We start from the raw sequence: 17,918 nt of genomic DNA, 5'->3' as shown, positions 1-17,918 counted from the left end.
AGTCTACGAAAAAGCGACAGCACGGATGCTCTCTGGCAAGAACCACCTTTCAAGTGTTGCGATGGCATCTGGCGAAAGCTGCTGTGTGAACAGCAGGGCAAGGCGGCGTTTCGGTCTTGAGCAGGCAACATAGAACAAGTTTCGATTTCGCTCGAAGGCCGCCTGCTTCCCGGGTGGGATGGCTGCGCTTCCTGCCAGTTCGAGCATCTCTCCAAAGTTGTACTGGTTCCACCCGCGACCGATGACAACAAGAACATTCTCGAACTCCGCGCCCTTTACTCCGTGTTTGGTTTCAAAGGGAGAGTGACCATCCAGATAGCTCCGTAGCGTTTTGATTTCTGCGTATCTGACCGCGCGTAGCTTCTCTATCTCCGCCAGTGCGGCCGGCATCTCTTCGCCGCTTGCTCGATCGAACTCGCGTAGTTCCCGCTCACGCTTCTCGATGGCTTCCGGGAGTCTTGGCTTCCGCCGGTTGAGCAGGTGGTCGATGACTTCTCCGACCGTGCCATTTTCGCGAATCGCCAGTAGCTGGCTCATCGCATCGTGCCAGGCTGCCTTATCGGCCTGACTCCGCAATAGCGGCGTGTTACCGCCCAGCGCATCGAACATGGCGCCGAACCTATTCGCGGAGAAGGCATCGCACGCAGGCTCCAACTGGTCTACGAAGAAGGCAATATACGGATGTTCCTTCTTGGCAAAGGAATCGTTGTAACGAAAGACTGATGGCAAGCTGGCATAGCCCTGCTCACTGGCAAGAAGCCTATGCGTCAGCATGAGTACCTTTGTACTTTCCGGGGAAAAATCCCATCCCTCTTGTGTCAACGAGGCCTTCACTCCCTCAAGTGTGTCGTGGCCGACTTCCGAAGGTAAATCTCCTCCCCAATGGGCACCGGTTTGTCGTCCTCCAGTCCAGGCATTTGTATGAAATACGCTGACCTGTCCAATAGCGTCAGGGTCTTCGACAAATTGTTGTAGCTCCGGGCGCATCCGGTTGAGGCAGTCAACAATGGCTTTGACTGATCGGAAGTTGGCTTCCTTGCCAATCTCTTTGACTTGCGGATGCTCAAGTCTTCCGCATCCATTGCCATATATCTTCTGCCAATGGTCGCCGAAGAAGCCGAATAGGGGTGAAGGCGGATTCCCCAAAAACAGCCGCTGAATCGCCTCGACCCAATCCTTATCGGTATCTTGATATTCATCCACAAGAATGATTGGAAACCGATCTGTCACTATATGCCTAAATTTGGCATGCTCCATCAATGAAACAGTGAGGGGCAACACATCATCGTGATGGAGAGACACGCGATCTTCACGAATGGAGCGGTGCCCAAAGTTGTACTCGATTACACGGTTACCCAGGCCGCCTCCAGCTTCCGCAATTCTCTCTTGCCATGCCGGCATCGCCTCAACCAAACCACGGAGTTGTTTCTGGAAGCCACTGATCAATGACCAACAGAAGGCATGATTGGTGTCGCAGTACACCATTGGGCTTCTGTCAGTACGGGCGGCAATTTCATCGCGGGCCACATTGGTAAATGTAATGCACGCAATCTGCTTGTTTTTCCTTGGAAATGTGCTTTTGTGGCGCTCGATCAAATAGTGGAGCGCTTTGATGAGGGAGTAGGTCTTCCCAGCGCCTGCTCCAGCTTCTAGCCGGAAGTGCTCTCCGGCATCCAGGCTGCGAAACATGGCATCAAGAGCGCGCTGGCTGGCAACCTCGGCCGGTGACTGCGGATCAGGCATCAGCGGCATCCTCCTCGTTGGCGATCATCGCCTCGGCCGCCAGGGCAAGCGCCGGGTCAGGGATGGCTGGCTCGATGCCAGCCGCTAGCCAGCGTATTCCATCGAGAATGTACTTGGGGGTCGTCCAGGCTTTTTCTTCTATTGCGTACTTCAGCGCAAACTCGGACTTCTTGATCTTACTGGCTTGGCTTCTGGCTCCCGCTTCAAGCTCTTCCCGTGTGGCTCCATTCAAGCCGAATAATGCTCGGTTCGCGAGAATGAAAGCATCTTCAAAGGTGCGACCGCATGGCCCGTTCTCTTCCTCCGCGCACTGATAGGCGATGCAGTTGCCATGCTTTGCCTTTTCGGATTCATCCTTGGTCAAGAGGCCATTGAGGGTGAATGGATTATCATCGGAGAACCAGGCTTTCAGGCAGGCGTTGCTGGAGTAGGTTCCCTTGTGGACCTCGCACGCGCTTCCGCCCGGTTTTTCTACCGAATCTAGATCGGTAAGGATTAGGGTTGGCAATTCAAGAAAGCGCAGGAGCCCGAAGAAAAGATGAGCATATGCTCCGCCGACTTCCATAGTGGTTACGTACTGGCTTGATAGCTTTGGCCGATCTGGCTCTGCGGTTTCCAGTTTTTCGATGATCGCGGGGAGCAAGAGCCGCTCGCTCAAACCTTCTACTAGGATCGCTTTGTCGGAAAAAAACAGGTCGCAGCGGGTCAACGTCATATACTGATGCAGAAACTTCTTGTCCGGTTCGGAAACGCCGTCCAGCCCCTCGCGTAGATCCTTGACCCTCGTTTGCCGAACGCCAGCGGCTGCGCCTTGTACTTCGCCACTGAGGAAATAGCGGATACTTTCAAATCCGGCCTCGTTGGCTATATGCGATGAGTGCGTGGAAACGACGAACTGGACCGGCCAAGCCGTCTTACTTTCCGTGCCTTCAACCAGCAGTTGAGCAGTCTTCGCGAGCTGACGTATGAAAACCTCCTGCATCTGAGGGTGCAAATGAGCCTCGGGTTCCTCAATGAAGACCAGGTGCACCCCTGGAGAATTTGGTTCGGCCAGAAACGATTTATAGAATCCCGCAAGCTGCAAAAGGATGAAAATGAGGTTTCTGGCTCCAAGCCCGTTGTAGGACTCCGGCAGAGTCACACCGCTGTAGCCGGCATAGCGCACCTTGGTGAAATTGGAGAGCAGCTTGCGAACATCAAGCAATGTCTCGGTATGCAGTTCCTGATTTCCCAATCCTGGGTATCCAAAGTTCTTCAATGCCGGTATCAGATTGTTCAGTTGGCCGCCGAAGCTGCTGTCTATCTGAGATTGAATGTCCTGAACGGCCTCTTTCAGCGCTTGGGCAATCTGTTTGTCAGCCTCATCTGCCGAAGATGAAGAAGCTGTGGCAAAGAGGAGTTCAACAGTCTTGGCGAGTACATCGGACTCGCGGGATGTTATGTCGTCCAGGCCTCTTTGAGCGTTGATGAAGCCGGTTTTGATCAGAGCCTTCAGTGCACTCGGCTGCAACTGACGATTGTTCTCCGCATCATTCGGATCTTCCGCCCATACCCTGACGGCAAAGCTGGTTGGAATACGTTCTCGAAGCGAGCGAAAGAAAGCTATCCTCGTTTCATCGGTCAGGGGGGTATCCGGCTGACCCGAGAAAAATTGGGCGAGCTGTCCATCCTTCAACTCGTAGCGGACTACAGCGAGTACCTCATTACAGTCGGGGTCGAGGTCGATAACGAATGGACTGAGAGGCCCCAACTGTGGCTGAGCAGGGTCATATTCAAACGTCAAACGCAACTCGATGAACGGAATCAGAGCCCTGACTACATCGTCATCTTGGCCATTATTATGAGCTTCCAGTGCCGTGCAGAACCTGTCGTAGCAGGCACTGGAGAAATCTTCGAGTTGAAATGCTGCGCTGCCTTCGGCTAGTAGTCGCCGTATGATCTCGGACAGTGAAGTTTTGCCACTGTTGTTTCGCCCCACGACAACAGTAGTCAAATCCTCCAGAGCAAGCTGCACGTCTGCGAGTAACCGGAAGTTCTTGATCTTTGCATGACGCAGCTTCATCTGTATTCCCCTAGGCTATTGGCGTGTCGGGTTACGTCAGGCTTCTCTGGCTCTAGCTGGCAACCCTTTGTTTTAACCCCCAAGTTTAGTAGCTAGTGTACGTAACTACAGGTATTTCTTGAAGCTTCCGGCCGCGATGTCCACGACCACGCCCAGCAGCACGGCACTCGGCAAGAGAATCAGGATCGGGCTCACGCTGATCGGCAACGCGAGGTAGACCGCCCACGGCAGTACCACCAGGGGCATCAAGGCCGCCTTGGCGCGGTGATAGACGAAGCCGGATTCGCGCCCCGCGCCGAAGCGGCGGATGTCACGGCGCACCAGGCCGTCCACGAGGCCCGTGAAAGCCGCCATGAGGAACAGCGGCAGCATCAGGCACAGCACCAGCAGGCGCACGAGGAACACCAGCACCGTGTACGCCGCCGCGATCAGATAGCTTTCCAGGTGGACATAGACCTGGCTCAGGTAGTACCGGAAATCCCTGGTCTGACCGTGGCTGCCGGCGCTGGCCTGCGCGGAGGCGTTCTGCACCCACTCCAGCAGCCCGGTCTTGAGGAAGACCCATTCATACGCCCACTCGACAACCCGATGGGCGGTGCGCCCCGGTTCCTGCACCACCACGCTGCGCGTGAAGTAGGTCGATAGCTGGTCCAGCTCGTAGGCCACCATGTCCTGCGCGTGGCGCCATCCCTGTTCCGGCCAGAACAGGTGCATGCCGATCCATTCGATCAGGATGCACAGCAACAGCGACCCGCACAGCACGCCGAAGAAGCGAAACGGCAAGGTGACAAGGCTGGCGAGAAAACCTCTCTGGCGTACCTGTTGGCGTTGCGCCGCGACGGCCGGATCGCTCATGCCCTTCCATCCTCGGCAGTATCGGCGAAGGCCATTTGCTTGAAGTCGTCGAGCAGGTCTGCCGGCAGCGCCTCGTGCTGCAACGCCGGCAGGCCCTGGCTTTCCCACCAGTCGCCGGCATCGACGTAGTGCTGGCGCATGTAGTCGGCCAGCTCCTGCAAGTCCTTGGGCATGGCCTCGTCGGCGTCGGGCGCGGGCAGCGGCATGCGGATCTTCCACAGGTTGCCGCCTTCGAGCAGCGCGAAGGCCTGCCCCTTCGGCAGATTGACCACGTGCGCCGGTTCGATCAGTGGGACGCTGGTGGTGGTGATGCGATCCTGCGTGTTGGACGTGAACGCGGTGTGCCCCTGGGGATCGGAGGTATCCGTGGCGCCGCTGACGATTGAGGTGGTGTACACCTCGACCTTGGGCAACTGCTGGGTCAGCAACTCGGCGGTGATCGTCTCCCGCACGCGCAACATGAACAGGTTGTTGAAGTTGCCGATGACCTGACCGGCCTTGGCGCGGTTGCCGATGCGCGCCTCGATGTCGCTGAGTGTTTGCGTGTACGCCGTGACCTGCATACCGGCGCCGCCGCCCTTGTTCACCATGGGGATGAATTCATCGCCCATCAATTCGTTGAACTCGTCGGCATGCACATTGATCGGCACCTTGGCGCCGGTCGAGGCGCCGGGCAGGCCGTCGTCGATGCCGAACTTGTAGATGTGCCCGGCGACCGATACCAGGTCGGAGAACATCGAGTTGCCCACGGCCGCCGCGACCTCAGCGTCCGAGAGTGCATCCAGGCCCACGTACACCACCGCGCGTTTGCGGATGATCTGCAACCAATCGAAGATCGGTCGCGGATCATCGAGATCGGCATAGTTCGGCGCCAGGAGTTGCGCGATCTTGCCCGTGGTGAGCTTTTCCAGCAGCGGCAGCAGCGAGGCGACGATCTTGTCGAAGTAGGTGCGGTCGTAGCGCACCGCCGAACGCAGGCCGTCGAGCACCGGGTCGTAGATGCGCACCTGCGACAGATACTGCTCGATCGCCACCACGCGCTTTTCCCGCCCGATCATGTGACGGGGAATGTTCTTGTCGTTCAGCCTGCCTTCGAGCTGGACGATGACCTCCCAGGCCTTCGGTTCGGCCTTGGCGAAAAAGTGCTGCGCGTATTCGATGAACAACGCATCGATGTTGACGACGTGGCGCTGGATCAGCAGGTAGTCCGGGCGTCGTCCCAATTCCACCAGGGCACGCGCGATGATGTTCACGAAACGCCAGGCGAACTCGCGAAACGCTGCGCTGTTGCCTTCGCCGGAGAGCTGGCCGGCGATGCGCGTGGCGACCTCCGAAATTCGTCCGAAGCGGCCCACCGCGTTGTAGCGCGCGGAGATGTCCGGCCAGCCGAGATGAAAGCAATAGAACTCCCCTGCGCGTCCTGCGCGCTGGGCCTCCACGTACATTCTTTTCAACAGGTCCGCGTCGCCCTTGGGGTCAAAGACGATCACGACCTCGTGTTCGCCATTGACCCTGCGGCGGATGTCCTGGGTGATGAACAACTCCGCGAGTCTCGTCTTGCCGACACGGGTGGTGCCGAGCACCAGCGTGTGGCCGACACGCTCGCCCAGCGGCAGCGACACATCGACCTCGTGCGGTTCAATGCCGTGTAACCGTGGCAGGCCGCCGACCGGCGGCAGCGGCCGCGCCGGGTTCAACGGGTTGTCCCACGCAGTCACGCGGGCCAGCAGAGGCAGCGGGCGAGGCGCGAACTCCAAACGCTCCTCCAGCCGGCGCACGGATCGGTAGAGCGGTGTCAGCTCGACGTAGCGGCGAAACTCCGGCCGGTATGTCTGCATCAGCCTGTGGGTGTGGCGCTGATCCCAGCGAAAACCCCGGCCCACGAACAGGCGATGCTGGCTCACCGGCACGTCGCGACTGGCCATCACGTAGCGCGGCATGCGGCGGATGTTGCGGCGATAGCGCAGGATCGCCCAGGCTTCGTAGAAGCGGATGGTGCCGAAGGTCAGAAAGGCCAGCGCACCGGCCAGGCCCACCAGCGGGCTCAGTGCCAGCGACCAGGGCGCGGCGAGGCAGAGAACGGCGGCGCCGAGGCAGACCGCGACGGTGTAAAGCTCGACCGCCGGACGCAGCAGGACTTCCACCGAATGCGGCTGGGCCATGTCACTGCTCGATCCCCGTGGCGGTGATGAGCACGGGGTAGTGGCGGATGCCAAGCCGTCGGGCCAGGTCGTCGGCGGAGATCGGGGACAGGATCAGTTCCGGCGTCAGGCGTCGCAGGGCATCCAGCGCGACCTGGGACTCGACGTTGACCACGAGGCCGACCGCGCCGAGTTCGTGCAAGACTTCCACGCGCTGACGCAGCCAGGCGCGTGAGCGTTCGTCATCACCGACGAGGAACAGCGGGCGCAACCCCTGCGCCTCGATCACCCGACGCTCCACCGTGCCCGGCGTCAACAGCGTCGAGCGCACTGGCAGCATGTCGGCCTCGCCGTGACGTTCCCCCGGCAGCGGCGGCACCTCGATATGCGGTGGCGGTAGTGCCTGGCGAGGGTTTCGGGGCTGGAGGTTCAGCGCCTGGTAGTAGGGCAAGGCGGACGCGCCGCCCCGATCCTCGACGACAACAAGGGTCTGGTCGGCGGCATGGGCGGTGAGGGCCAGCAGACCCAGCAGCGGCAGTACGCACAGGCGGATGTTCATGGTCGATGACTCCTCGATGCGATGGACGGAACCGGGCTGCCCTGCACACGCGCCAGATGTTTTTGAACGCTGCGGCGGTAGCGGGCTGCCGGTGCGCCACCGGCGGGGCGGTGATAGCGGCCGATGGCGAGCAGCCAGTCATCGCCGGGCCTGTGGTGTTCGCGCAGGATCGCGGCGGCGACCGCGAGATTCCGGTACGGGTCCAGCAGTTCGCAGGGGTGATCGAAACGGTGCGCCTGGTAGCCGAGGTTGATCTGCCCCAGACCAACGTCGATGCGCGTCGCCGGCACCTCCCGCAGCGCGCGCCGCAGGTTTGCGCAGGCGGCCTCGCGGGTCTGGAACCGCCGTGCCTGGCCGGCGACATTCAAGGTCCAGGGCCACGGAGTTCGCTGCCCGCGCAGCGCGATGCCGCTTTCCTGCAAGGCCACGGCGTACAACACCGCCGAGGGAATGCCGGCGTCGTGCGCGGCCAGTTGATAGGCCGGCGGCGGAATCTCCCGCGCCAGGACGGGCGCGGTCCAGACAGCGAGGCAGAGCAGGCACAGGACGCCTGCCCGGCAAAGGCTCACTGACGCAGCCATTGCCCGTTGACCTCGCGCACGACGGCCGGCAGCTCGCCCGGCACACCGATCGATAGCCACCGGCCGGCGTCGTGATTCAGGGTGATGGTCCGTGCGCGCACCTTGGCCGGCTCGATGCCCGCCTTGGCCGCCCATTGCCGGATGCGCGCATCGTCCTGGCGGCTGCCGACCATGTAGAGATCAAAGGCCGTGCCTGCTGTCTGCAATTGCCGCACGCGCTGTTCGCAGGGCGGGCAGTCGTCCTTGACGAAGACCGCCAGCCGGCCCAGGGCGCCGGACGTGGCGGGAGTGGCACCGGCATCGGTCAGGACGACGGGCTGAAGCGTGGGATGGAGCCGCTTCCAGGCATCGTCATAGGCGTGCTGGTACGCCAGCAGCTTCTCGACGCGGCGGGCCTCGGCCTGCACCTGAAGCTCTGCGTAGCGGCGGCGTTCCTCGTCCGTGCGCGCTTCGATGCCCAGGGCCGTGAAGGGGTCGAGGCCGGGCGAGTACACGCCCAGCGGCCCCTGCATCAACTGGCGGTAGCGTGCCCACTCCTCGTTTTGCAGCCCCCAATCCCGTGCCAGGCGTTCGTCGAGATCGGCGTCGATGGCGGTCCGGTCGCGGCTCTGGACGATGCGAGAGTCGGCGGCGGGCGCGTTCTGCGCGACGGCGATCGCCGAAGCCATCGACGCCACGGCGAAGGCGAGAACGAAACGAACGAACCACGGCTTCACGAAGACCTCCTACGGCACGCTCAAACGCCGCGCCTGCCCGTTGAACAGAAAGGTCGCGGTCCGCCCTTCGAGGGATTCGAGCCGCCAACCGCTCTCGGTCTCGCCGAGACGCAGCACGCGGACCGCCGCGAGCGAGCGGGAATCGGTGGGTGCGATGGACAGGAAGCGCTCGCCCGCACGCAGTTCGATGTCCAGCAGCCGGAATGGCGGTTCGACGGTCGCGGGCCGTGCGGCCTCGGCCGGAGGCGGGCGACGTGCCGGCGCGGCAGCGGGTGGCGGTGGCTGGCGGACTTCCTTCAAGCGCGCTTCGAGCTGATCGAGGCGGCTTTCCAGGTGTGCGATGTCGGTCGTGGCAGGCGGTTCGGCGTCCGTCTGTTCGAGCCGGGCGAGCCGTTCCTCCAGCGCCTGGCGAACCGCGTCGAGGCTGGCCTGGGTCAGCGGTTCTGGCTGGTGCCCGGTGCTGTCCGTCAGCAGTTCCAGTTCGGTGAGGCGGCTATCGAGCAGCGCGACCTCAATGGCCGGCGCGCTGGTGCGCACATCCCCGGCCAGACGGGACAGGGCCACGTGATTGACGACGACGGCCGCGCTGACCAGCAGCAGCCAGGTTGCTGCGGCGACTTGCAGGAGACGGGTACGGGATGCCGGATGGAAGTCAGGAGGCAGGGTCATGGCAGAGGCTCCTGTTCCTGGGTGAAGCACACCCGCCGCCCCACATCATCGACGTGAAGCTCCCAGGCCGGCCCCGCCAACGTCAGCAGGGCGTCGCGCAGAAACAGCGGCCCAAGCCGCAGGTGCGCTGCCGGCAACGGAAGGTCATGGAACACTGCGGCGTCGGAACCGGCTTCGCAAAGGGTGTAGCCGGAGCGCAGCAGCACGTAGCGCAGGGCCTCGCCGACCGTCGCGGGCAGGGTTGCGGGCATCGATACGTCGATGACTTGCAGCAGCAGGTCTTGCTGGGCGGCCTCCGGGACCAGTTCCACCAGCGTGTAGCGGCCATAGCGGACGATGGGAATCCAGCCGTCCGGCACGGGTTGCGCGCGTGCTTCAGGCTCCGGCTCGATGACGGGTGGCGCGACGGATGACGTGGCGCATCCGGCGGTCAGAGCGGCGGCGATCAGGCCGGCGGCAAGCGCGGCGTGTCCGACCGGGTGTTGGCGGTGAATGGATAGCATGCGGCGGCTCCCAGGGGCTTCGTGATGCCACCTTCGCAGGGGAAGGCCGTCGCATCAGCGAACAAAGGGAACTGCGGGCCGCCCGATTTTTCGACTGCCAGGTATCGCGGGGCCGATTACGCACCGGCCCGACAGAAAAGAAAACGGCCCCCGAAGGGGCCGCCAAAAATCGAGCGATGCTCAATGTACCAACTGCCGTGCCAGTGCCACTTCCACCGAGTCGCCGTCCTGATTGAGAACGTCCAACCCTGATTCCGGCACGTCTCCCGACGTGCTCTGCGACACCGTGATCTTCTTGGCCATCAGCCCCAGGCAAGTCATCTGCGAGGTGGCCGCGTAGCCGAGGTAGATCACCCGGACCGGCTGCTTCTGCCCGATACGCCAGGAACGGCGCGCGGCCTGCTGCAGCGAGTACACGTTGTAGCCCGACTGCATGAACACGATGGTCGGAAACTCCAACAGGTCCAGGCCGGTTTTCACCAGTTCGGGGTTGGTGATGAGCACGTCGATGCCGCGATCCAACTGCTCGGCGATCCAGTCTTCCCGGCGGGAGGCATCCACGCTCGCGCGCAGTACCGCCACCTTGAAGCCTTCCTGCTCCAGCAGCACCTTCAAGCGCGATGTGGTGTCGCGCGTGCCGGTATAGACGCTGTAGACCAGCACCTTGCGTCCCGCCGCTTTTTCCTCGCGGCAGATATCGATCAGCTCCCGCTCCTTCGGCATGACCTCCAGATCGGTGAACAGCGACGGCGTGAACGCCAGCAGGTTGCGGGTGCGCGGATGCTTGACCGTCTCGGACCGAAAGCACGTGTCCGGCCAGGCCAGCAGCACGTTGAGGACCACACCCAGCAGCGTCGTGTCGCGGCGCGCCAGCGCCTGCTTCAGCTCGGCGGTCAGTTGCCCCGCCAGGCGTCCATAGGCCTGCGCCTGCTCCGCGTCCATCGCCACTTCGCGGAACTCCTCGTCGTAGGGCGGCAGCACGTTGCCACCGATGTCCTTCAACTTGAGGAAGACCGTGAACGGCAATACGCAGCGCAGCACGCCCTTGGGACCGAAGCCGGGGGCCTTCACGGTTCGCACCGTGATCTTGCTGCCCTTGGCGGTCTTGTGGGCCGAGCCGTTGCTCTCGGAGTAGATGTCCTTGAGCACGCCGTGATCGCGCATGAACGCCATCGCGGCCGGCGTCAGACTGCCTTGCTTGCTCGGCCGGTAGCCGTCTTCGATCATTCGCCCAGGCAGGGCGCGGAACAGCAGGTAGAACAGGTCGTCGCCGTAGCCGCCCATCAAGGTGCCGGTCAGCAGCAGCGTCTTGCGTGACTTGGAGGCCAAGACCCCCATCGCCTGCCCCTGGGCGGAACCCGCGTTCTTGTACTCGTGCGCCTCGTCAGCGATGAGCAGGTCGAACGTGCCTTGCGGCAGGTAGCGTTTGACGTATTCCGAAGGCTGATAACCCCCTTCACCGAAGCCGAACTCCATCGAGGCCATCGCACGTTCCATGCGCTGGGCCTGCCGGTCGGAAAACACCAGCTCGCCGTTGTCGTCCATGAGATTGATGAACTCGTACAGGTTGTCGCCCAGCATCGAAGCCAGGAACGACTCGCCGAACTTCTTCATCAGCTTCTGCGCCGTGACTTCGCCGATCGTGGGAATACGCTTGAGCGCCTTGAGCACGGCGTGGGACTGGTCGTTGACCGACAGGCGCCGGGGACGGATCAGCGTCCACAGCGTCGAGGCGCAGTGTCCGCACTTGCGGCGGGTTTCCTCCGCTTCGAGTTCCACCGGGTTGATCGGCTCGCCGTCCAGATCGGTGATGACCTGGCCGCAATGCGGGCATGCCCCCACGTCGCCGTGACGGGTACGCCAACGCACGAACACCGGCTTCCAGTGAAAGCCCATGCGCATGCGCACACGGCCGAGGACGAAGAACTCCTGCCCCTGGGGCGGTACGCCCAACTGCTCGCGCAGTTTCAGCAGCTTGACCAGTGTGTCCGGGCCGTTGAGCACCCAGACCTTGGCGCCGGCCACCGTCTCCTGAATTTCGCGCCGCCACTTGTAGACCAGGTGGGGTGGCGAGAGCACCAGGGTGCGGCGGTAGCCTTCGGCGTTGAGCACGGCGGCCGTGGCGATGCCGACGGTCGTCTTGCCGCAGCCCATCTCGCCATTGACGATCGCGGCACGTTCGCCACGATCGACCAGCAGCTCGGTGACGGCATGGACGACCTCGGCCTGGGCGGGAAACAACTTCCGCTTCAGGCCGGCCAGGATGCCCTGGCGATGCGCCCGTGCCTGCCCGGCGTAGACAGGCGGGTTGGCGCGGTTGAGAGAATCGAGCAGCTCGTCGCCGAACTCGGTGACGAAATCCTGCAAGCTGATCGTGAGTGGGGAATTAGCCGCTTCCAGCAGGTCGCCCTGCGCGGCATCGGGAATGGTTTCGAGATCGAGGGACATGGTGATGCTCCAAGAAAAATGGGGCATGCACCTCCCCCTTGGGGCAGTGACATGCCCCAGGGTTGGGAAGAAACGCGACGCTCACACGTCGCGGAGAAAGCGGATCAATATTCTTCAGGCAACAGCAACGTGGTCACGCTGCGATCCCATTCGGTGATGATCCAGAGTTTCAGGTCGGAAGTGACTTGGTAGGACGAGAACAATCGATCCTCGCCGGACTTCAAAGCGACATCGTTCTGCCGCCTGTCGTCGTCGCAGAGATCGCCCCAATCGCCGTTGAGATGGCGCTGGAGATAGGGTCCGGGGTTGAACACACCCCGTTGAACAAGGTCATTCACGCCTGCGGTCATGAGCAATTTTCCGGCCCGAAAGCGTGGTTGAGACAGAACTGCGAGTGCCATGGTGACTACCTCTCAAGAAAAAGGGGCCACGGCACCCCACAGGGGCGACATGACCCCGGTGGGTGGATGAAAACGACGGCGAACCGTCAAGGAACAACGATCAGCGAATGGTCAGTACCTGGCCCCATGTGGGAGAGCCAAGGGTCATGTCCCACGCCCTGATAACAGGCACGAACCTGTCGGTGAGGATGCGCGTCTCGGCCACGGAGCCATCGTCACGCTCGGTGTATTCCGTCTGGTGAGACTTCTCCTTGTGGGTATCACCTTTGACGACGAGCGTGCGGCCGTTCTTCGATTGCACGACGCCTGAAACCGCGCCTGCTGCCAGAGCCAGGGCGAGATGCCAGTGCGACAGGGCGCGCGCCGGGGGCCGTGGCAAATGCTGCGCGGCGCCCAGGTGCGTGTCGATTGACGGCCACAGCCCTTGCAGGCGTTGTACCTCGTCGGCGAACTGCTCGGGTTCGAGCGTGACGCGATAGAAGTGCTCCGGTTCGGCGGGAGACGCCGGAACCGTGTAAGGCTGGAACGGCCATTCGCAGGGCAATTCCTCGGCTTCGATGTCGCCTTGCCCGACTTGCAGCAACAGGCTGCGCGCCGTCTTGGCGTCCTCCGGCACCTGCTCGCGCTGACGCACGCGCCGGCCGAAGATCACCACCTGCTTGAACTGCACGTCTACCGCACGGTAGATGCGCAGGTCGGCGAAGTGGCGGGTCAGCCAGCCGACGAACTCGGCATCGAGTACATAGGCCGGGATGATGAGCACCAGCACGCCGTCGTACTGCAACAGCGGCAGGCTGCGTTGATAGAACAGCTTTTCCAGCCGTGCGCGGCCCTGACCCTGGTAGCCGATGTTGCCATCGACGCCCCGCGTCAGATCGCCATAGGGCGGGTTGAACCACAGCAGTCCGAAGGACTGGCGGGAAATCAGCGAGTCCATCAGGTCGCCGTGCAGACAACGATCGACGAGTCCGCGCGCATGGGTGGCGCGTTCCGTGTCGTACTCGACGGCAAATGCCTTCACCTGTTCGCGCCCGAGGGCGTGAGCGGCTTCGGCGATCGCCACGCCTTCGCCGGCGCAGGGATCGAGAATGCACATGGCGCCGGATGAGGGTGCCAGCGCGGTCAGGGCTCTTTCCAACGTGGGTTCGTCCGTCGGGAAGTAGCCGTTCTTGATGAAGTTGCGCGCAAGGCGCGGAAACATGAGAGCCATGGGAATCTCCTGTGAGTGGGATGAAAGCGGGGCACGCGCGACGCACATGCCCGTGTGGTGAGCGTCAGGCCACCCGCCGCAGCGGTTTGCCCGAGGCCAGCTCGACCTGCGAAACACCAAGGGTGCCGTTGCGGATCAGTTCGCCCAGCGCTGTGGTCAGCGCCGGAACGTCCAGGGCCAGCCGATGGCCTTCCAGCGGCCCGAGGGCGAACGGAAGGCGGGTCAGCATGTCCCGTGATTGCAGCAGCTCCAGCACGGCATCGCGCCAGTGATCGAGTAGAGGCAGGGGGCAGGTCTCCCGCACCAGCGCCCATAGGCGTTCGGTGTGGTCGGTCACTGTCCTGGGCAGTAGCGCCAATGCGCTGGCGTTGGCCTTGTCGGGCTTCACGCAGCGCTTGTCGAACAGCCACAGATGAGACATCGAGCCGAACAGCGTGCGCCGGAAGACGCGCGTGGTGCGCTTCTCCAGGTTGTCCGCATTGCCGACGAAGACCGGGATCGATGCCTGATCGGTGACGAGATGGAACTGATCCAGCCCCTGCTCGGACCGACCGAGGGTCAGACGGGCAAGGAACTCCTGGACGGCGGTATCGCGCGCCCAGACGGACAGGAAGACCAAGTTGCCGTGCTCGTCACCGATGCAGCCGTCGGCCATGAGGTCGGGGCATTCGTCGATGCGGTAGAGCACATTGGGTGATGTAGATGCAGGCATGGTGATGTCCTCGAAGAAAACAGAGGCAGCACCACCCGCGAGGGCAGTCACTGCCCCAGGGGGATGGAAGGGAACGCCCGGTGAGCGTCTTGGCAAAGAGAACAACCAGTGCGTCGCAACGCACCGTAGCCTTGAAGGTCTCGGCTACCTGGGCATGTTGTCGGCAACGCCGACGGACATGGGAAGTAGCCTGCTTCAACAGGCCGATGAGCGGGAGCGAAAAACCGCCACGCGACGCCACCCTGTTTGCAAAGAGGGCTCCGAAGGGGTGTCTGCCGAACAAAAAAAGCGGACCATGCCGTCATGGGCATGATCCGCTTGAGGGTCAGGCTTTCAGCTGACGCAGACCTTCCGCCAGCAGCCAGAGCGCCCGGTTCAGCCGGACGTTCTGGTCGATGCCTTGAACGGGCCGCGTGCGTTGCTGGCGCCCGTTCGCAGTACGACCGGTCAGGCCGCCTTTGATGAGGTTCTCTTGGACTCGATTGAAGGTGGACCAGAGGTCCAAACGGTTGTCGTCGAAACGACGTGGCCGCAGAACCTGACTTTCCGTGATCGGCAAGGTCTTGCCGGAATCGTCGTATTTGAGGGTCAGCGCCGATCTGGCGAAGACCTTGGCCTCACCGTCATCGAGTGTGATAGCACCCATGGCGTCGCGCGAGTGTTGCACTTGCTCGAAACCCTGCAAGACCTCGTAGGCGCCTTCGATGACGTGATCGGTGACGTTGCCCTTGTGAGGAACACGGACGTCGGCGAAGGTGTCTCCGCACACCAGGCCGTTCTGGCAGACGAAGCGGAACATGCCCGCCAGCATCTGATAGCTGCTGGTGCCGTCGTGCGAGTTGAGCAAGATGATCTCGCTTGCCTCGGTGCCATTGATCTGGCTCGCATGACGAAGCCGCAGCATGTGCTTGGTGTAGTCACGCCGATCTTCGTGGCGCACACGTGTCTGGCACACCATGAACGGTTGGAAGCCCTCTTTGCGCAACTCCGTCAACACGGCTGCGGTCGGTATGTAGCTGTAGCGCTGGGAACGGCTTTCGTGCGGGGTTTTCGCGAAGATGGATGGGGCGACGGTGCGGATTTGATCATCCGACAACGGGTGATCCGAACGCAGCACCGGAGAACGATAAGAAAAGCGGGATGCGAGTTTCATAACTATCTCCTTTTGAGGATTGGAGCAATCGGCATCGAGAGGTCAAAAGCCGGATGCGTGCGATTGCATGGGACAAAGAAAGCCCTGCGGAGCAGGGCCTGTATGGATCAGGTAAAGAGGAATGCAGCCCCGTGAAGCACAGACCTGCGGTTCAGTCCGGCTCGAATTGCCGGCTGTAGGGGTTGAGGCGAAGCGCTTCGCTCCCTTTTGAGGGTCGGTGTGAAACCGTCCAGGTAGAGGTTGGCGAGGTACTGGTCGCGGTAGGTCAACGCCTGCCGTGCCTGTTCCTCGGTGAGACCGTCGCTGATGAAGTGATCGAGCAGTTCCTCGTCGGAGGAAACTTCGTTGTTGGACAACTGATCTTCGACGAGGCGCAGCAACGACGCCGGGAGAGAGGCCAGGATCGGGTCCATGACGTACCTCTCGTGCTCAGGCCACTGACGCCGGCATGCGTCGACGTGCGTGATGAGCGAGCACGCCTTCCCGCCACTCGGGGGATTGCACCGGCGCCATGTCGAGATAGCGCAACGGGCACGAGTAGTAGTAGGGGTGCATGGATTCATCCAGGGGCTTGTGGCCCCATTCGCCGCCCGAGCCTTGCAGCAGGTCGCAACGGATGACGTTGATGGAATCGCCGGCAGCGAGCTTCATGAATCCCGCCTGCTTGGCGGTGATGCGCGTCACGGACCACAGCACGTTGCCGCGCATGGTGTGGGCGATGACCTCCGAGCGAGCGTTTTCGCCCTCCTGCGGTTCGATCAATTCGCGAATCAGTTGGTCGCGGGTTTGCCGCGAGAAATACCAGCCCATGGGAGTTCTCCTGTGAAAAAAAGCCGGAGCACTCCCCCGACGGGGGAAATACCCCGGCGGGTGGTTGGAACGTCGCGGGAAGCGACGGAGGGATCAGGCGGAGGCGATATGCCAGTCCTGGGACAGCGGCGCGAACTCGTAGCCCAAGGCACCGAGACGGTCGCGTTGCTGACGCAACAGGCGGCGATCGACGGTGGCATCGAGCTTGACGATCTCGCCCAGCGGCCAGAGAGCGCCGAACAGCGTGGCGTCGTCGTCCTGTGTCACCGGCTTGGAAGCCGGCTTGGCGGGAACGTCGGCGCCGAACGGCGTGGTATCGACCAGGGGATCGCTGGACGTTGCCGCCTTCGCTTCGGCAGGTGCCGAAGTGGAAGGGACAGGTGCCTGCGCTTCCTCGTCGATCGGATCGACTTCCTGCGGACTCAGCCGGTTGGCTTCATCGCGGCTCAGGTGGTCGATGTTCGATAAGGTCATTCCGCCCAGGTGTGCGCGGATCTCGATGACCATGCGACCGCTGGTGTTGTACGTCGAAGGGCGAATCTCGGTGATGACGAAATCGCCCTCGTACTTGCCTTCGCGGTACTGGTCCAGCTCGGCGTTCTTGATGACGAACTCGCCGATGGAGGTGGCGAGGCGGCCGACGTTGAAGTCGCCGTTCCTGCCGTGGATGGTCTTGATGGCCAATTGGCCGGGAAGAGTGATCATGGGTCAGCTCCTTACGATGAGGTTACGAGACGCCGATCGGAAAGACCGGCGGCCCGTTGGATGGAAAGGAAGCAAGGCCCCGGCGAGGGGGCCTTGTGGGTTTAGAACGACTCGGCCAACGCCGGTACTTCGGCTGCTTCGTCGTCGGAAACCGCCTCGGATGCGGGTGCATCCTGGGCAGTGAGTTCGCTCGAAACGCTGGGCGCTTCGTCGCGAGCCGCTTCCTCGGAGGCCTTGGGTTCGGCCTTGTAGACGAGCTGGCCATCGACCTTGATCCAGCTTACGAAGAGCAGGCGGGCCTTCAGGCTGACGCCCTGTTCGCCGACACGCTTCCCCTTGCTGTAGGTGAAGATGTCGGTCCACAGATCGCCCAGGCGAAAGCCGATCAGCACTTTGCGTTCGGCCTCGACGGCGGGGACGCAACGGCGGATCAGGTGCTGCGCTTCGCTGCCGGATACGCGCACGTCGAAACGGCGGTACTCCGGCTTATCGCTGGGACCATTGAGCGCCGCGATGTCGCAGGCCAGGAAGGCATCGCCTTTCTTGGGCTTCACTTCGCGGATGCGATTGAGATACCCGAGGCCGGTGATGTGCAGATCGAAGAAGTTGGACTTTTCGGATGAAGTGGTCATGGTGAATCTCCAGACTTG

The 17,918-nt window shown here is 62.3% G+C and carries 18 protein-coding genes; all 18 read right to left on the bottom strand.

The window, feature by feature from the left end; all coding sequences use genetic code 11:
* Positions 1–3: 3 nt before the first annotated feature.
* Entirely contained in the window at positions 4–1,743 is a 1,740-nt protein-coding gene (locus tag S7S_RS14490; protein WP_008733875.1) for a UvrD-helicase domain-containing protein, read from the bottom strand.
* Positions 1,736–3,805: an ATP-dependent nuclease gene (locus S7S_RS14485; protein WP_008733877.1), complete on the bottom strand. Its 2,070-nt coding sequence runs from the start codon at positions 3,803–3,805 to the stop codon at positions 1,736–1,738. The genes S7S_RS14490 and S7S_RS14485 overlap by 8 nt, the downstream gene beginning before the upstream one ends.
* Positions 3,806–3,910: 105 nt before the next feature.
* The gene (locus S7S_RS14480) at positions 3,911–4,660 is read right to left on the bottom strand and encodes a TIGR03747 family integrating conjugative element membrane protein (protein WP_008733883.1); all 750 of its coding nucleotides are present in this window, start codon (positions 4,658–4,660) and stop codon (positions 3,911–3,913) included.
* On the bottom strand, positions 4,657–6,822 hold the full coding sequence (gene traD, locus S7S_RS14475; RefSeq protein ID WP_008733885.1) for a type IV conjugative transfer system coupling protein TraD: 2,166 nt from the start codon (positions 6,820–6,822) through the stop codon (positions 4,657–4,659). The genes S7S_RS14480 and traD overlap by 4 nt, the downstream gene beginning before the upstream one ends.
* A 1-nt stretch (position 6,823) precedes the next feature.
* Complete coding sequence (locus S7S_RS14470; protein WP_008733886.1) at positions 6,824–7,360, bottom strand: integrating conjugative element protein; 537 nt, start codon at positions 7,358–7,360, stop codon at positions 6,824–6,826.
* Positions 7,357–7,941 (bottom strand): transglycosylase SLT domain-containing protein, encoded by a 585-nt coding sequence (locus S7S_RS14465; RefSeq protein WP_008733887.1) that lies wholly within the window; start codon positions 7,939–7,941, stop codon positions 7,357–7,359. Before S7S_RS14465 ends, S7S_RS14470 begins: the two co-directional genes overlap by 4 nt.
* Entirely contained in the window at positions 7,926–8,657 is a 732-nt protein-coding gene (locus S7S_RS14460) for a TIGR03759 family integrating conjugative element protein (RefSeq protein ID WP_008733888.1), read from the bottom strand. Before S7S_RS14460 ends, S7S_RS14465 begins: the two co-directional genes overlap by 16 nt.
* Positions 8,658–8,666: 9 nt before the next feature.
* Positions 8,667–9,326 carry a hypothetical protein gene (locus S7S_RS14455; RefSeq protein ID WP_008733889.1) on the bottom strand — a complete coding sequence of 220 codons (660 nt, stop codon included), beginning with the start codon at positions 9,324–9,326 and terminating at the stop codon, positions 8,667–8,669.
* Entirely contained in the window at positions 9,323–9,829 is a 507-nt protein-coding gene (gene pilL2, locus S7S_RS14450) for a PFGI-1 class ICE element type IV pilus protein PilL2 (protein ID WP_008733890.1), read from the bottom strand. Before pilL2 ends, S7S_RS14455 begins: the two co-directional genes overlap by 4 nt.
* Before the next feature lie 180 nt (positions 9,830–10,009).
* Positions 10,010–12,277, bottom strand: a complete 2,268-nt coding sequence (locus S7S_RS14445; RefSeq protein ID WP_008733891.1) for a DEAD/DEAH box helicase family protein — start codon at positions 12,275–12,277, stop codon at positions 10,010–10,012.
* A 104-nt stretch (positions 12,278–12,381) separates the two neighbouring features.
* Positions 12,382–12,627 carry a hypothetical protein gene (locus S7S_RS14440; RefSeq protein ID WP_008733893.1) on the bottom strand — a complete coding sequence of 82 codons (246 nt, stop codon included), beginning with the start codon at positions 12,625–12,627 and terminating at the stop codon, positions 12,382–12,384.
* Between the two features lie 151 nt (positions 12,628–12,778).
* Positions 12,779–13,888, bottom strand: a complete 1,110-nt coding sequence (locus S7S_RS14435; protein ID WP_008733896.1) for a DUF6094 domain-containing protein — start codon at positions 13,886–13,888, stop codon at positions 12,779–12,781.
* 64 nt (positions 13,889–13,952) lie between these two features.
* Positions 13,953–14,600, bottom strand: a complete 648-nt coding sequence (locus S7S_RS14430; protein WP_008733898.1) for a hypothetical protein — start codon at positions 14,598–14,600, stop codon at positions 13,953–13,955.
* Between the two features lie 325 nt (positions 14,601–14,925).
* On the bottom strand, positions 14,926–15,753 hold the full coding sequence (locus S7S_RS14425; RefSeq protein ID WP_008733900.1) for a DUF932 domain-containing protein: 828 nt from the start codon (positions 15,751–15,753) through the stop codon (positions 14,926–14,928).
* A 107-nt stretch (positions 15,754–15,860) separates the two neighbouring features.
* Positions 15,861–16,166, bottom strand: coding sequence for a hypothetical protein (locus S7S_RS14420; protein WP_008733901.1), 306 nt, complete (start codon positions 16,164–16,166; stop codon positions 15,861–15,863).
* Positions 16,167–16,182: 16 nt separating this feature from the next.
* Positions 16,183–16,563 carry a hypothetical protein gene (locus S7S_RS14415; RefSeq protein ID WP_008733902.1) on the bottom strand — a complete coding sequence of 127 codons (381 nt, stop codon included), beginning with the start codon at positions 16,561–16,563 and terminating at the stop codon, positions 16,183–16,185.
* Positions 16,564–16,656: 93 nt separating this feature from the next.
* On the bottom strand, positions 16,657–17,268 hold the full coding sequence (locus S7S_RS14410; RefSeq protein WP_008733904.1) for a DUF3275 family protein: 612 nt from the start codon (positions 17,266–17,268) through the stop codon (positions 16,657–16,659).
* Between the two features lie 101 nt (positions 17,269–17,369).
* Positions 17,370–17,900 carry an STY4534 family ICE replication protein gene (locus S7S_RS14405; RefSeq protein WP_008733905.1) on the bottom strand — a complete coding sequence of 177 codons (531 nt, stop codon included), beginning with the start codon at positions 17,898–17,900 and terminating at the stop codon, positions 17,370–17,372.
* Between the last annotated feature and the right edge of the window lie 18 nt (positions 17,901–17,918).

Source organism: Isoalcanivorax pacificus W11-5 (assembly GCF_000299335.2).
In the GTDB taxonomy this organism is placed as follows: domain Bacteria; phylum Pseudomonadota; class Gammaproteobacteria; order Pseudomonadales; family Alcanivoracaceae; genus Isoalcanivorax; species Isoalcanivorax pacificus.
This window is presented reverse-complemented; position numbering and strand designations above follow the sequence as displayed.